This is a genomic window from Branchiibius hedensis (genome assembly GCF_900108585.1).
GTDB classification, from domain to species: Bacteria; Actinomycetota; Actinomycetes; order Actinomycetales; family Dermatophilaceae; genus Branchiibius; species Branchiibius hedensis.
In genome coordinates, this window is record NZ_UESZ01000001.1 from 2,082,949 (window position 1) to 2,098,397 (window position 15,449).

A 15,449-nucleotide genomic window follows, 5' to 3' on the forward strand; every position below is an offset into this window, starting at 1 on the left:
ATGTCAGTCTCCGCACCGCGAGCCGGCGGGCGGCGCCCCGCCCGCCGGCTCGCCCCCTATCTGCTGATCCTTCCGGCGGTCCTGCTCGAACTGCTGATCCACATCATTCCCATGCTCGTCGGAGTGTGGATGTCCTTCGTGGATCTGACGCAGTTCTACATCGCCAACTGGTCCGAGGCGCCGTATCACGGCCTGACGGCGTACCGGATCGCCCTTGACGTGTCGTCCCCCGTCGGCAAGGGGTTGGCCCACTCGTTCCTGATCACCGCGGCGTACACGCTTCTCGTGCTTGGGGTTTCGTGGTCGTTCGGAATGGCCGCTGCCCTGGTCGTCCATCGCAGTTTCCGCGGCAGGGGCTTCTTCCGGACGTTGTTCCTGGTGCCCTACGCCATGCCGATCTACGCCGGCATCATCACCTGGAGCTTCATGCTGCAGCGGGACAACGGCCTGGTGAACCACGTGCTGAAGTCGGTGGGCCTGGGCAACGGCGACACGTTCTGGCTGCTGGGTGGGAACGCCTTCTGGTCAGCCGTGGTCGTCGCCATCTGGCGCTCGTGGCCGTTTGCCTTCCTGATGCTGCTCGCCGGACTTCAGAACGTCTCCGAGGACCAGTACGACGCCGCGTCCGTTGATGGCGCCTCGATCTGGCAGCAGGTGCGCTACATCACGATGCCGTCGCTGCGGTCAGTGAATGTCGTGCTGATCCTGATGCTCTTCCTGTGGACCTTCAACGACTTCAACACGCCGTTCGTGTTGTTCGGTTCCCAACCGCCGAGCAGCGCCGACCTGGTGTCCATCCACATCTACGGTGCGTCCTTCATCAACTGGAACTTCGGGCTCGGTTCGGCCATGTCGGTGCTCCTGCTGCTGTTCCTCCTGCTGGTCACCGCCTGTTACCTGCTCTTCGTGAACCGGAGGTCCCGTCGTGCGTGAACCCCTGTCCTTCAGAGTCTTTCGGGTTGTCGTTCTGTTCCTGCTGGCCCTGTTCGTCCTCGTACCGCTGTGGGTGATGGTGACCGGCGCGATCAAACCACTGGGCGATGTGCAGGGCGAGTTCGAGTGGTGGCCCAGTCACCCGACCCTGCAGCCGTTCAAGGACATCTGGCAGACGGTGCCCCTGGCGAAATACTTCACCAACAGCCTGATCGTGTGCACCGTCGCCACGGTGTTCAGTGTGTTGATCGCGATCCTCGCCGGGTACGCCGTCTCTCGGTGGCGGTTCCGTGGCCGCAGCCTGTTCACCGGCACCATCCTGTCCACCCAGATGTTCCCGGGGATCTTGTTCCTGCTGCCGTTGTTCCTGATCTTCGTCAACCTCGACAAGGTGCTCGGGACGACGGTGTTCTACCAGACCCGGCTCGGCCTGATCGTCACCTATCTGACCTTCACACTGCCGTTCTCCATCTGGATGCTGGCCGGCTACTTCGACGGCATTCCCCGCGAGCTCGACGAGGCCGCCAAGGTCGACGGCGCGGGCACCATGCGGACGCTGTGGCAGGTGATCCTGCCGGCCGCTCGCCCCGGCGTGATCGCTGTGGCCGTCTATGCGTTCATGACCTCCTGGGGTGAGATCCTGTTCGCTTCGCAGATGACCAACACCGACACGCAGACCTTGTCGATCGGCCTGCAGAGCTACTCCACCTCGATCAACGTCTACTGGAACCAGGTGATGGCTGCCTCGCTGGTGGTCAGTGTGCCGATCGTCGTGGTGTTCCTGCTGCTGCAGCGCTACCTGGTGGCCGGGTTGACCTCTGGAGCGGTGAAGTGAGCACTTCGAGCCACCGATCCGTACCCCGCCCCTCGAGCTGCGTCCGCTCGCTGGACGGTCACCCCCAGGTCTGGCTGGGAGCCAACTTCTGGTCCCGCAGCGGCGGACCGTTCATGTGGCACTCCTACGACGCTGACCTGGTGCGGACCGAATTGCGGACGCTGCACGAACACGGTCTGGGAGTGACCCGGTCATTCCTGTTCTGGCCGCACGCGGTGCCGGAGCCCGGTGTGCTCGACGAGGACGTCCTGGACCGGTTCGCCGACTTCCTCGACGCCCACCACGAACTGGGGATGCAGACCATCCCGACGTTCCTGGTCGGGCACATGTCCGGGGAGAACTGGGACCCCGCGTGGCGCGCGGGCCGGGACGTCTACGGCGATGTCTGGATGGTGGCCCAACAGGCCTGGTACATCGAGGCGGTGACCCAGCGGTTCGCCGACCACCCCGCCGTCTGCGGGTGGCTGATCAGCAACGAGATGCCCAACTACGACCGCTCGGGCGACCGGGCGACCGTCTCCTCGTGGGCGCGGATCGTTGCGCACGCCGTACGTGCTGGAGGTGGACGTCAGCCCCTCTCCTTCGGCGACGGAGCCTGGGGCGTGGAGGTGACCGGCGCTGACAACGGATTCAGTGTCCGCGACCTCGCAGCGTTGAGTGACTTCGTCGGCCCGCACGTCTATCCGATGGGCGACGATCCCGTGCGCCAACACGTGAAAGCTGCGTTCATCTGCGAATTGACCACTGTCGCAGGCCTCCCCGTTGTGCTCGAGGAGTTCGGGGTGACCAGTGACTTCACCAGCGATGAGCACGCCGCGGACTACTACCGGCAGGTGCTGCACCTGTCGCTGCTGGCCGGAGCGACGGGCTGGTTGGCGTGGAACAACACCGACTTCGACAACCTCGGCGACCGCGACCCCTATCGGCACCAGCCGTTCGAGCAACACTTCGGGCTGACCGACGTCACCGGTCAGGCCAAACCCCAGTTGCTCGAAATGCACCGCTTCGAGCAGGTCCTCGAGGCGATCGACCTGCCCCGATGCCGACGAGCCCCGAGCCCGGTCGCACTGTTGGTCAGCGCCTACCTGGATGCCCCGGACAACTGGTTCGTGGACCCGGTCCACCGCACCGACGTGTTCCGTAACGCGGAGCAGGCCTACATCGCCCTACGCGAGGCCGGTCTTGCTCCTGCCGTCATCCGTGAGTCCGACGGTCTACCTGCGGAGCCGGCCGTGTGGATCCTGCCCTCGACCAAGGCCGTCACCACGCCCACCTGGCATCGCCTACGCGAACTGGCGCTTTCCGGCGCAACGGTTTTCGCGTCGTACGGGACGGGCGACGCTCAGGCTCAACGCGGTCCCTGGTGGACCGGGATGGAGCCGCTCTTCGGCGCGCGGCACACGCTGCGCTACGGACTGGTCGAGCCCATCGTCGACGACGAAGTCCTCGTGCGTTTCGACGAGGACTTCGGGGACATCGAGGCCGGAGAGACCATCACCATTCCCGTGGCCGGGTCACGTGACGGCCGAGCCATCCTGCCCGTCGAGTCCACTGAGGCGACCGTGGTTGCGCGCGATCAGCACGGTCGGCCGGTGCTCCTGCGGGCCACTCGTGGCGCGGGGCGGGCGGTGCTGTGCACCCTTCCACTGGAGTACTTCGCCGCCAGCCGCCCGCACGCCAACCCCGACCCGACGTGGCGCATCTATCAGGCGTTGGGGCGCGAGACGGGCGTGTTGTCGGCCGAATCAGTGAGTGAACCGCGGTTGATGACCGACCGCCTGATCCATCAGGACGGTCGCACGTTCGAGTGGTTCGTCAACGCCTCGGATGAGGCCGTCACCTACCACCCGAACCCGAATCTGACCACCCTGCAGGGCCACTCGGTGACCCCGCAACGCATCATCGCGCCGTACGGCGTAGACGTCCTGATCAATCCATCAACCGCAGGAGCCTCCTCGTGACCTACCCTCTCCCGGACCGCTTCATCTTCGGAGCAGCGACCGCGTCCTACCAGATCGAAGGCGCCGTCGCCGCAGACGGACGCACTCCGTCCATCTGGGACACATTCAGTCACACTGCGGGACGCACCTTCCACGGCGACACCGGCGATATCGCGTGCGACCACTATCACCGCTGGCGCGAGGATGTGGCGTTGCTGGATCAGCTGGGTGTGGACGCCTACCGGTTCTCGCTGGCCTGGCCGCGGATCCAGCCCGACGGCTCCGGTGACGGCAATGCCGCCGGTCTGGACTTCTACGACCAGTTGGTCGACGAACTACTGGACCGCGGCATCGCCCCGTTCGTGACGCTCTATCACTGGGATCTGCCGCAGGCCATCGAGGACGCCGGCGGCTGGCGAACTCGTTCCACCGCAGAACGTTTCGCGCAGTACACGCAGATCGCCCACGACCGCCTCGGGGACCGGGTGAAGGACTGGATCACGCTGAACGAGCCGTGGTGCTCCTCGATGCTGGGCTACAGCACCGGGCGGCATGCCCCGGGGGCGTGTGAGGGAGACGGCGCGCTTGCGGCGGCCTATCACCTCGCGCTGGGACACGGCCTGGCGACACAGGTACTGCGCGCGGACCCGACGGCCCGGGTCGGCGTCACCCTCAACCTCCAACCCGTCCAACCGGCGAGCGACAGCCCGCAGGACGTGCACGCTGCGGACCTGGCCCTGATGAACTCCAACCTGCTGTTCACCGACCCGATCCTGGCCGGTCGCTACCCGACGTTGGCACGCGAAACCTACTCAGCCATCAGCGATTTCAGCTGGCTGCGCGAGGAAGACCTGGCGGTCATCAGCGCTCCGCTGGACTTCCTCGGCGTCAACAACTACTTCCCCAGCCGCGTGGCGGCCGTCGAATACGACGAGGCCGATCCTGCGCGACGTACCGCTACCGACCTTGGCACGCACGATGTCATCGACCCGCGCGGCGAAACCACCCAGATGGGGTGGCCCGTCGAGGCCGACGGACTACGCCGGTTGCTGGTGTGGCTGCGGGACAGCTACCCCACGCTCCCGCCCGTCTACATCACCGAGAACGGTCGGGCGTGCGACGACGTGATCGCCCCGGATGGGAGTGTCGACGATCCGGATCGGGTGCGCTATCTGCAAGAGCACCTGGACGCGGTTGCGGCTGCGAGCCGTGAGGGGGTCGACGTGCGCGGCTACTTCTGCTGGTCGTTGCTGGACAACTTCGAGTGGGCGGAGGGCTACCAGATGCGGTTCGGGCTGGTCTACGTGGACTACCCGACGCAACGGCGGATCCCGAAGACCAGCTTCGGTTGGTATCGCGACCGGATCTTGGCGGAGCGAGCGGCTTCGGTTGCCTGATCAGGCTGGTTGAACGTCGCGGATTCGTTGCGACACAACGGTGGTCACCCCATCGCCACGCATCGACACACCGTAGAGCGCGTCGGCGACCTCCATCGTGCGCTTCTGGTGGGTGATCACGATCAACTGGCTGGAATCCCGCAGCTCCTCGAAGAGCGTGATCAACCGGCCCAGGTTCGCGTCGTCCAGCGCGGCTTCGACCTCGTCCATGATGTAGAAAGGGCTGGGCCGTGCCTTGAAGATCGACACCAGCAGAGCCACTGCCACCAAAGAGCGTTCGCCACCGGATAGCAGTGACAGTCGCTTGATCTTCTTGCCCGGCGGGCGTGCCTCGACCTCGATGCCGGTCGTGAGCATGTCGTCCGGGTCGGTCAGCACCAGCCGGCCGTCACCCCCGGGGAACAGCCGGGAGAAGACGCCCTCGAACTGCTCGGCGGTGTCGGCGAACGCATCCGCGAACGCCTGCTGGACGCGTTCGTCGACCTCGGCGACGATGTCCAGCAGGTCGGCCTTGGATTTCTTCAGGTCCTCCAACTGCTCGGTCAGGAACTTGTGCCGCTCTTCCAGCGCCGCGAACTCCTCCAGCGCCAAGGGGTTCACCCGACCCAGCTGGGACAGTCGCCGCTCGGCCGAGCGCAACCGCTGCTCCTGGGCCGCTCGCTCGAACGGGATCGGCTCGGGCAGTTCGTCGGCGTCCTCGTCGGGGCCGGGGATGTGCGGGATGAGCTGGTGCGGCCCGAATTCCTCGACCAGCACGTCGGGTTCGATGCCGAGCTCCTCGACCGCCCGGGTCTGCATCGCTTCGATCCGCAACCGCTGCTCGGCGCGTGCCACCTCGTCGCGGTGGACCGTGTCGGTGAGCTCGCGCAGCTGGTCACCGATCGCCGCCACCGCTGCACGCTGCTCCCGCAACGCCGCGTCGCGCACCGTGCGGGCCGCCTCGGCTTCCTCCCGCTGGATCTTCGCGACGGCCAGGACCGTGTCGACCAATCCCTTGGTCTGCCGGCACCCGTGTTGTACGGCGCGGGCCACGGTGGCCTGCGCCTCACGTCGCACCCGGGCCTGGCGAGCACGTTCGCGAGCGCGCAGTTCGGACTCCGCGGCGGCCTCGAGTCCGTCGATCCGCTCCTTGAGAGAGCGCGATTGCTCCTCACGGGTGCGCAGATTCAGCCGCTGGTCGGTCTCCGCGGACCGAGCGGCAGCGGCCTCGACCGCCAACCGGTCACGTTCGTCGGTGGTGGGCTCGGCCAGGTCGTCCCCGTCGGCCTGCGCGTCGGCGAGTCGTTGCTCCAGATCGGCCAACTCGCCGCGGTGCGCGGTCAACGCCTCCTGCGCTTGCGCCCGCGACTTCTCCAACCGGTCTCGTTCGGCCGTGACACCGCGAATGACCTGACCCAGACGACCCAGTTGCTCGGCGATCGCTGCCATCCGGGCGTCGGACTCCCCCAACCGGGCCAGCGCAGCCTCGGCGGCCTCGGTGTGCTCATCGAGTGCCGAGCGCAGACCAGTGCTGGCGAATCGCGCCCGCTCGGCACGGGCGACGGCCTCGTCCAGGGCCGTCTTCGTCTCGTCGACCGCAGCCTGGATCTCCAGGAGGCTGGGCGCACCAGCCGACCCGCCCCTGACGTATCTGCGGGCGAAGACGTCGCCATCGGGGGTCACGGCGATCAGCGAATCATCCTGCCGCACAACGGCCTTAGCCATATCCACCGAGTCCACGAGCACCACGTCATGCAGCAGCTGGTCGAGGACCGCCGCAACCTGCGGAGCAGCACTCACGGCCGCACGGGCGGCACGCGCGCCCTCGGGAAGGTGCGTCGGGGCAGCCACGGCGGGGGTCGGCGTACCGGAAACCACCAGCCCGGCACTGCCGGCCTCCTCACGCCGCAACAGACCAACGGCCCGGTCGGCGGTGTCCAGATCAGCCACGACGACTGCGTCCGCCGCCCAGCCGAGCGCGGCGGCGATGGCGGCCTCCGAACCGGAGTCGATGGTCAGCTGCTCCGACAACCGCCCCGCGATGCCGTCGGCCTCGTCGGCACTGAGCAGGTGAGCAGCTCCGTCGGTCCGGCGCAGACTCAACGACAGCGCGTCCAGCCGGGCCTGCAGGCTGGACCGGTCGCGGTCGGCGGTGCGCTCGGCATCGCGCGCTTCTTCCAGCGCGGCGGCGGACTCGACCCGCTTGGCTTCGGCTACCTCGTAGGCGGTATCCAGATCGGCCTCACCCTGCTCGTCGGCGGCGATGCCCGCCTCGAGCTCGGCGTACTCACGTTCGGCGTCGGCCAACCGCTGCGCGATGTCGGCCTCAGTGGCATCAAACCGGTCCAATTCGCTCTGGGCGGCGTCGATACGGCTGTGTCGGGCCGCGACCTGACCTTCGAGTTTGGCCAGGCCCTCGCGGCGGTCGGCGATGGCGCGAGCAACGCGCTGCAGCCGCTGCTGCTCCTCCTGATGCGCCTGCTCCAGATCGGTGCGACGCTGCACCGCCGTCTCCAAAGCGGCTGCGGCGCGGTCGATCTCGCCCGTGAGACGTTCGTGGTCCTCGCGCAGGCGGCCGGCCTGCTCGCGCAACTTCTCGGGATCGCGACCGGACGACTGTTGCTCACTGGCCTCGTGCTCGGCCAGCAGGCGAACCCGCTCACCGGCCAACGAACCGGTCGCGGCGACCCGCTCGACCAGGGCGTTCGCGGCGTACCAACGCGCCGCCGCTCGATCCACGGCCGGCGCCTGCTCGGCTGCTTCTGCTTCCAACGCATCGAGCCGTTCCTTGGCCGTGGCCAGTTGCCGCTCAACCGCCTGCTGACGTTGCAGAACCGCTTGCTCGTCGGCAACCTCCTGCTGCAACGTGTTGGTCAGCTGCACCAGGTCATCGGCCAACAGCCGCAGCCGCGCGTCGCGGACCTCCGCCTGGATCGTCGCCGCTCGGCGGGCCGTCTGCGCCTGACGACCCAGCGGTCCCAGTTGTCGGCGGATCTCGGCGGTCAGGTCGGTGGCGCGGGCCAGGTTGGCTTCCATCGCATCGAGTTTGCGCAGCGCCCGCTCTTTGCGCTTGCGGTGTTTGAGCACACCGGCGGCTTCCTCGATGAAACCGCGGCGTTGTTCCGGGGTGGCCCGCAACACCGCGTCGAGCTGCCCCTGACCCACGATCACGTGCATCTCGCGACCGATGCCGGAGTCGGACAGCAGTTCCTGGATGTCCAGCAAGCGGCAGGAGGTGCCGTTGATCGCGTAGTCCGAGCCGCCGCCCTTGAACATGGTCCGGGTGATCGTGACCTCGGTGTAGTCGATCGGCAGCGCGCCGTCGGAGTTGTCGATGGTCAGCGACACCTCGGCACGACCCAGGGCTGGACGCCCGGGGGTTCCGGCGAAGATGACGTCTTCCATCTTGCCACCGCGCAGGCTCTTGGCGCCCTGCTCACCCATGACCCACGCGAGGGCGTCGACGACATTCGACTTGCCCGAACCGTTCGGCCCCACGATGCAGGTGATGCCCGGTTCGAGGCGCATCGAAGTCGCCGAGGCGAACGACTTGAAACCCTTCAGGGTCAGGTTCTTGACGTACAACGACAGCCCGTCTCGTGCGGTGGCGACACTTCCTTCGGGTGAGCCTAATGCGGGCGGGGCGCTCTAGCAGGCACCGACCGGCCAAAAGCGATGCGGAGGCTGTCACCGGTTACCGGTACCGTTGTCGCCATGTCTGAAGCCCCCTCCCCCGTCACCTCGGGTGCACCACATGAGTATCCCGAGAAGATCGACGCCGCCGTCCTGAAAATCGCCGGCGTCGTCGTCCTTGGCGCCATCATGTCGATCCTCGACATCACCGTCGTCAACGTCGCGCTGCCCACCTTCCAGAAGGACCTGCAGGTCGCCGACTACTCCACCGTGGCGTGGACCGTCACCGCCTACACGCTCGCGCTGGCCACGGTCATCCCGCTGACCGGGTGGGCCGCTGACCGGTTCGGCACCAAACGCCTCTACATGATGGCGATCCTGCTGTTCACCCTGGGCTCGGTGCTGTGCGCCGCCGCCAACAGCATCGGCATGCTGATCGCGTTCCGGGTGGTCCAGGGCCTGGGCGGCGGCATGCTGATGCCGCTGGGTATGACGATCATGACCCGCGCCGCCGGACCGCAGCGGATGGGCCGCCTGATGGCGATCCTCGGTGTCCCGATGCTGCTTGGCCCGATCCTGGGCCCGATCATCGGTGGCTACCTGATCGAGCACGCCAGCTGGCACTGGATCTTCCTGATCAACGTGCCCCTCGGCCTGATCGCCCTGATCTACGCCTGGTTCATCCTGCCCAAGGACAACCCGACCCCGAGTGAGTCCTTCGACTTCATCGGCATGTTGCTGATGTCCCCCGGGTTGGCCCTGTTCCTGTACGGCGTGTCCTCCATCCCCGAGGCCGGCAGCGTTGCGTCGGCGAAGGTGCTGGTCCCTGGCCTGATCGGCCTGGCACTGGTGATCGCCTTCGTCTTCTACTCCTTCAAGCCGAAGCATCCGTTGCTGGACCTGCGGTTGTTCCAGAACTACAACCTGTCGATCTCCGTGATCACGATGTTCCTGTTCGCGGCGGCCTTCTTCGGTGGGCTTCTCCTCGTGCCGACCTACTTCCAGCAGGTGCGCGGTGAATCCGCGTTGCAGTCTGGTCTGCTGGTTGCTCCGCAGGGCCTGGGAGCGATGCTGACCATGCCGATCGCCGGCGCCCTGGCCGACAAGTTCCCCGTCGGGCGGATCGTGCCGGTCGGGATGGCGATCATCGTGGCGGGCATGTTCGGACTGACCCGGATCCAGGCCGACACCAGCTACGGCTATCTGATCGCGGTGCTGTTCATCATGGGTCTGGGCATGGGCGCCACGATGATGCCGCTGATGACCTCGGCGTTGCGGACACTCAGCGGGCACGAGGTGGCACGCGGTTCGACGCTGTTGAACATCACCCAGCAGATCGCCAGCTCGGTGGGTGTCGCGGTGATCTCGGTGGTCCTGACCAACCAGTACAAGGCCAGTCAGGCTGTCACCGCGGGTCAGGCGGCGCAGTTGGCGCAGGAGCAGGGCAAGCCGGTGCCGAGCGAGATCCAGCAGTACATCGCCAGCTTCGGCAAGACCGCTCAGGAGGCCATGACCAACTTCATGGCCCTGGTCCGCCACGACATGGCACACGCCTTCGCGGTCAGCTTCATGGTCGCGTTCGCGCTGTGTGCGCTCACCTTCGTGGTGTCACTCTTCCTGCCCAAGAAGCACGAGGAGAGCCACCTGCTGGACGACGAGGGTGTGCCGCCGGTCATGGTGCACTGACCCTCGGCGACCAACGACAACGCCCGCACCCGGTATTCCGGGTGCGGGCGTTGGTGTCACCAGCCGTCGACGCCGACGATCTGCGTCACGGGCGGCCGCTTGGCCGGTTTGAAGTCGGTGCCGATGGTGTAGGCCACTGGGATCAGCGCCGTCTGGGTCCACCCGTCCGGGATCCCGAGTGCCTCGGCGACGACCTGCTCACCGTCGTCCACCAGGTGCAGCGTGGTGTAGACCGAGCCGAGGCCGCGAGCGCGTAAGGCCAGCATCATCGACCAGGTGGCCGGGATGATCGAACCGAAGTAGGACGCCATCGCAGCGAGCGGCAGCGACTCCGGACGGCCCTGCTGGCAGGGAATCACCATCGCCGGGACACGCTCGAGGTTGTCGCGCAGATAGTCCGAACTGGATCGGACCCGACCGGTCTGGTCATCGGTCGGCGTGGCGGCCCGCGACGCGAAGTAGGACTGCGACACCCGCCGGTAGGTGTCCGCGATCAGTTGCCGCTGCTCCGCGTCCGTCACCACGACGAAGCGCCAACCCTGCCGGTTGCCACCTGTCGGCGCTTGCTGGGCCAGGTCGATGCACTCCAGCAGCACCTCGACGTCGACCGGCCGCTCGAGGTCGAGGCGCTTGCGGACCGCGCGCGTCGTCGACAGCAGTTCATCGGTCGCGGCCAGGTCAAAGGGCGTGCTCATCGTCAGTCCCTCGCCGTCAGGATCAGCGGACCGTCAGCTGTCACCGCAATGGTGTGCTCGCTGTGCGCACCGCGCGAGCCGTCCTTGCTGCGCAGCGTCCAGCCGTCCTTGTCGGTGTAGATCTGGTCGGTGCCCGCCATCAGCCAGGGCTCGATCGCGATGACCAGACCGGGCTGGAGTTTAAGGCCCCGTCCGGCCTTCCCGTCGTTGGGCACGTGCGGGTCGCCGTGCATCGTGCGGCCGACGCCGTGCCCGCCGAACTGGGTGTTGATCCGGTAGCCGGCGGACCGGCTGACCTCGGCGATAGCCGCCGATACGTCGCCCAACCGATTCCCGGCCTGAGCAGCCTCGATGCCAGCGGCCAGAGCGCGTTGGGTGGTGTCGATGATCTTCAGGTCGTCCTGCCGCGCGGTCCCCACGACGACTGACAGTGCCGAGTCGGCGACCCAGCCATCGACGGACGCAGCGAAGTCCACGGACAGCAAGTCACCGTCGCGCAACCGATAAGAGTGCGGAAGGCCATGCAGGACAGCGTCATTCACACTCGTGCACAAAACCTTGCCGAATGGCATCGCGCCGAAGCTGGGGTGGTAGTCGATGTAACACGACTCCGCACCCGCCTCCCGGATCATGTCGTGCGCGAGCGCGTCCAACTCCAGCAGGTTCACCCCGACACCGGCGGCCTCGCCCAGTGCGGTGATCACCGACGCGACGAAACGTCCCGCCGGCTTCATCTGCTCGATCTGGGCGGGCGACTTGAGTTCGATCATCGGGCCAACCATTCCGCGTAGGCGTCAAAGGAATACGGCCGACCCAGGAAGTCGGCCACCAGGTCGGCTGCGTCGTGCGAGCCACCGGGTGCGAGCACCGTGTCGCGATACCGGCTCGCGACGTGCTCGTCGAACAGATCGTGCGGGTCGAACGCGCTGAACATGTCCTTGGCGATCACCAGCGACCACATGTAGGTGTAGTAGCCCGAGCTGTATCCGTCCAAATGCCCGAAGGCGCAATGGAAGTGGGTGCCCGGGATGTACGGGAACACCGAGTAGCGCTGCTGTTGCTCGCGCAGGGTGGCGGTCACATCAGTCTGCGGGTCGGTGTAGAGGGCGTGCGACAGACCGGCGTAGAACATCTGCGTGCGCGCCTGATACCCCTTGCCGAAGTCTTCACCCTTCTTCATCCGCTCCACCAGCGCCGCCGGGATCGGCTGCCCGGCGTCGTTCTTGGCGAACGACGCCAGAACCGTTGGGTCCCAGGCCCATTCCTCCAGCATCTGGCTGGGCGCTTCGACGAAATCCCACTCGGTGGCGACCCCGGAGAAGCGGACGTAGCGCTGGTTGCCGCCGACCACGTGGTGGATCAGGTGACCGAACTCGTGGAAGAGCGTCACGACCTCGTCGTGTTCCATCAGGCCCCGGGTGAGGTTGCAGACCAGCACCCCCTCCGGCAGTTGCCGGCCGGTGACGCCGCTGACCAGGTCGAACTGCGCGGCGTGCTTGAACTTGCCGTCCCGGGGGTGCAGATCAAGGTAGATACGTCCGATCCGTTCGTCGTCCCGGACGACGTCGTACGCCGTGACGTCCGGGTGCCAGACCGGCGCATCGAGTACGGCGACCCAGGACAACCCGAACAACCGCGCCGTGACGTCGAGCAGGCCCTGGCGAACCGCCGCGAAATCGAAGTAGGTGCGCACCAACTGGGCGTCGACGTCGTAGGTCTCCTTGCGGACCAGCTCGCCGTAGTAGGCCAAGTCGACCGAGGTGATGTCCTGTGCCTCCGGCACGTCCTGCTGCATTCGGCGCAGTACGACGCCCTTGTCCCGCAGCGCGCTGTCCTGCGCCGCGGCGGCGATCTTGTCGATGAACTCGCGGATCGCCGTACCCGTCTTGATCATTTTGACCTCGGCGTCGAAGTCCGCCCAGGTGGCATAGCCAAGCAGGGTCGCACGCTCCTGGCGCAACGCGATGAGCCGCAGCAAGACCTCGTCGTTGACCGGCCAAGCCACGTTGAGCCGCTCGAGGGTCATCGCCTCGCGGGTTGCCCGGTTGGTGCAGAAGCTCATCAACGGCACGGAGTCCGGGTAGTCGGTGGTCACGGTGACCAGTCCGTTGTCGTCGGCCGGATGATCCTTCAGCCAGTCCTCGGGCAGTCCCGCCAGGTCTTCGGGGCGAACGCGGATCGTTCGCACGCCGTCTCGGATGTTGCGGCTGAACTCCTGGCTGGCGGCCAGTTCCAACTCGGCCAGTTCCTTCAGCCGGGCGCGAGTGGCTTCGTCGCGGTCGACGCCGGAGCGGTGGAAGTCCCGCCGGATCCGGCTGAGCAGTCGCGCGGAGTCGTGGTCCAAACCTTCGTCGGAAACTGCGCCGACGATGTCGGACAACTCGCGGTCCAAGCCAAGATCCGTGGAGAAGGCGTCGATGCGACGCATCGCGTCGTCACCCGCTTCCCGGACCGCCGCGTCAGGGTGGGTCTCGGAGTGCACCGAGGCCGCGGCCGATGCATTGCCCAGCGCGATCTGGATCTCGTTCCACGCATCGACGACCTGCGCGGCCGACGGGTCCTGCGCGGACTTGAGCTCCGCTACGGTCTGCGCGGCCCGGGCCAGGCTGTCGTCGCAGCGCTGCACCAGCCAGCGGCGAGCCTCCTGCGGTGCGGGCAGGGCAAGCGGGGACAACACAGGAGGAGCAGACGTCACGGGGTGACTCTAGTGCGGCCGGCGGGCCGGACCGAGCGCGGACGGGGCTGGCACGTGGGGCAGAAATGGGAGGAACGGTTCATGAACTGCTCCCGCACGATCAACGTCCCGCACCGCGCACAGGCCCGACCCTGCTGACCGTAGGCATGCAGGGACCGGTCGAAGTAGCCGCTGGCGCCGTTCACGTTGACGTAGAGCGCATCGAAACTCGTGCCGCCCTGCGCCAGCGCGGCATGCATCACCCCGGTCGCTGCGTCCAGCACCTCAGACACCTTCGCCGCCGGCAGTCGGTCGGTGGCCCGCAGCCCGTTCAGCCGCGCCGCCCACAACGCTTCATCGGCGTAGATGTTGCCGATGCCCGACACCAGGGACTGGTCCAACAGCGCCCGTTTGAGCTGGGTGCGCCGGCGCCGGATCGCCCGGACGGTAGCCGCGCGGTCGAAGCCGCTCTCCAACGGATCGGCCGCGATATGCGCCACGGGCTCGGGTACGGCCCGCCCGTCGACGTCGGAGGACACGACCGGCGTCAGTTGCAACCCGCCGAACGTGCGCTGGTCGACGAAGCGCAACTGCTGACCGTCGGAGAGGTCGAAGACCGCGTGGGCATGTTTCTCGACGGGGGCGTCCGGCGCTTCCACGAGCAGCTGCCCGCTCATGCCGAGATGAACGACGAGGGCCTCATCCCCTTCGTCGAGGGTCAGCCACAGATACTTCCCGCGCCGCTGCGCCGAGTCGACGTAGCGATCGGTGAGCCGGGCGGATAGGTCCGCCGCCCCGGCCAGGTGCCGCCGTGCCGTGCGTACGCCGCTCACCTGCGCCCGCGTGAACCGCCGGCCAACCACGTGGTCGGCGACGCCACGGCGTACGACCTCGACCTCGGGTAGTTCAGGCATCGGGTAGTTGAGGCACCGGTCGCTGCGACAGTTCCCGCCAGGCGATTTCCGCGACCTTCTGCTCGGCGGTCTTCTTGTTGCGCCCCACCCCGGAGCCGAACGTCTCCGCACCCACGAGCACGGTCGCGGTGAAGACCTTGTCGTGATCGGGCCCTTCCTCCGAGACGGAGTACCGCGGGGCGTCGACGTCGAACGCCACACACAATTCCTGCAGGGAGGTCTTCCAGTCCAGCCCGGGGCCGAGCTCGAGCGAACCCTCGAACAGGTCGCCGAAGGTCGTCAGGATGAACCGTTGGGCCGCTACCAACCCGCCGCACAGGTACACCGTCCCGATGACGGCTTCCATGGCGTCAGCCAGGATCGAATCCTTGTCCCGTCCGCCACTGCCCAACTCGCCCTTGCCGAGCAGGACATACGCCCCCAGACCAATGCTGCGGGCCACCTGGGCGCACGCCCGGGCGTTGACGATCGAGGCCTTGATCGGCGTCAGTTGACCCTCGGTCAGGTCGGGGTGCCGCCGGTACAACTCATCGGTGACCACCAGTCCGAGGACGGAGTCGCCCAGAAGTTCCTGGCGTTCGTTGTGCGGCAACACCGCGCTGCCCTGGCCCTTTTCGTAGGCGTAGGAGCGGTGCGTCACGGCACGTAAGAGCAGCGGTACGTCGATCGACGTACCGCTGAGCTCGTACAGAGTGCCGGCGAGTTCCTCGACCGGTCGGGCGGTCAGGTCCCGCCGCGCTCGCTGGGTGCTCACGCCCTGGTG

11 protein-coding genes are annotated in these 15,449 nt (G+C 67.1%); 5 read left to right on the plus strand and 6 right to left on the minus strand.

The annotated features are described in order from the left end of the window. Genes DR843_RS10150 through DR843_RS10165 form a run of 4 tightly spaced genes read left to right on the plus strand, consistent with a single transcriptional unit; the run spans nt 1 to nt 5,105 of the window. The gene (locus DR843_RS10150) at nt 1-933 is read left to right on the plus strand and encodes a carbohydrate ABC transporter permease (RefSeq protein ID WP_211310217.1); all 933 of its coding nucleotides are present in this window, start codon (nt 1-3) and stop codon (nt 931-933) included. After that, the gene (locus tag DR843_RS10155) at nt 926-1,768 is read left to right on the plus strand and encodes a carbohydrate ABC transporter permease (protein WP_109685522.1); all 843 of its coding nucleotides are present in this window, start codon (nt 926-928) and stop codon (nt 1,766-1,768) included. Before DR843_RS10150 ends, DR843_RS10155 begins: the two co-directional genes overlap by 8 nt. Continuing rightward, the gene (locus DR843_RS10160; protein WP_109685524.1) at nt 1,765-3,729 is read left to right on the plus strand and encodes a cellulase family glycosylhydrolase; all 1,965 of its coding nucleotides are present in this window, start codon (nt 1,765-1,767) and stop codon (nt 3,727-3,729) included. Before DR843_RS10155 ends, DR843_RS10160 begins: the two co-directional genes overlap by 4 nt. Next, on the plus strand, nt 3,726-5,105 hold the full coding sequence (locus DR843_RS10165; protein ID WP_170119826.1) for a GH1 family beta-glucosidase: 1,380 nt from the start codon (nt 3,726-3,728) through the stop codon (nt 5,103-5,105). Before DR843_RS10160 ends, DR843_RS10165 begins: the two co-directional genes overlap by 4 nt. Here the strand turns inward: DR843_RS10165 and smc are convergent, their stop codons facing one another. Further along, complete coding sequence (gene smc / locus DR843_RS10170; RefSeq protein WP_109685528.1) at nt 5,106-8,669, minus strand: chromosome segregation protein SMC; 3,564 nt, start codon at nt 8,667-8,669, stop codon at nt 5,106-5,108. Between the two features lie 129 nt (nt 8,670-8,798). On the opposite strand from smc, the gene DR843_RS10175 reads away from it, so the two are divergent. Next, complete coding sequence (locus DR843_RS10175; protein ID WP_109685530.1) at nt 8,799-10,403, plus strand: DHA2 family efflux MFS transporter permease subunit; 1,605 nt, start codon at nt 8,799-8,801, stop codon at nt 10,401-10,403. Nucleotides 10,404-10,459: 56 nt separating this feature from the next. On the opposite strand, the gene DR843_RS10180 is transcribed toward DR843_RS10175, so the two are convergent. From DR843_RS10180 to rnc, 5 genes are read right to left on the minus strand one after another with little or no spacing between them, the layout of a single operon-like run. Then, complete coding sequence (locus DR843_RS10180; RefSeq protein WP_109685532.1) at nt 10,460-11,098, minus strand: nitroreductase family protein; 639 nt, start codon at nt 11,096-11,098, stop codon at nt 10,460-10,462. Between the two features lie 2 nt (nt 11,099-11,100). Next, nucleotides 11,101-11,868, minus strand: coding sequence for a type I methionyl aminopeptidase (gene map / locus DR843_RS10185; RefSeq protein WP_109685534.1), 768 nt, complete (start codon nt 11,866-11,868; stop codon nt 11,101-11,103). Then, nucleotides 11,865-13,793 (minus strand): M3 family metallopeptidase, encoded by a 1,929-nt coding sequence (locus DR843_RS10190; protein ID WP_245934080.1) that lies wholly within the window; start codon nt 13,791-13,793, stop codon nt 11,865-11,867. Before DR843_RS10190 ends, map begins: the two co-directional genes overlap by 4 nt. After that, on the minus strand, nt 13,790-14,686 hold the full coding sequence (mutM, locus tag DR843_RS10195) for a bifunctional DNA-formamidopyrimidine glycosylase/DNA-(apurinic or apyrimidinic site) lyase (RefSeq protein WP_109685538.1): 897 nt from the start codon (nt 14,684-14,686) through the stop codon (nt 13,790-13,792). Before mutM ends, DR843_RS10190 begins: the two co-directional genes overlap by 4 nt. Beyond that, nucleotides 14,679-15,440, minus strand: coding sequence for a ribonuclease III (gene rnc / locus DR843_RS10200; RefSeq protein WP_211310218.1), 762 nt, complete (start codon nt 15,438-15,440; stop codon nt 14,679-14,681). The genes mutM and rnc overlap by 8 nt, the downstream gene beginning before the upstream one ends. Nucleotides 15,441-15,449: the final 9 nt, after the last annotated feature.

Bases quoted from the DNA above. Each gene is read 5' to 3' on its own strand.
- DR843_RS10150 (WP_211310217.1), top strand. From the start codon at position 1: ATGTCAGTCTCCGCACCGCGAGCCGGCGGGCGGCGCCCCGCCCGCCGG.
- DR843_RS10180 (WP_109685532.1), bottom strand. From the start codon at position 11,098: ATGAGCACGCCCTTTGACCTGGCCGCGACCGATGAACTGCTGTCGACG.
- mutM (WP_109685538.1), bottom strand. From the start codon at position 14,686: ATGCCTGAACTACCCGAGGTCGAGGTCGTACGCCGTGGCGTCGCCGAC.
- map (WP_109685534.1), bottom strand. From the start codon at position 11,868: ATGATCGAACTCAAGTCGCCCGCCCAGATCGAGCAGATGAAGCCGGCG.
- DR843_RS10175 (WP_109685530.1), top strand. From the start codon at position 8,799: ATGTCTGAAGCCCCCTCCCCCGTCACCTCGGGTGCACCACATGAGTAT.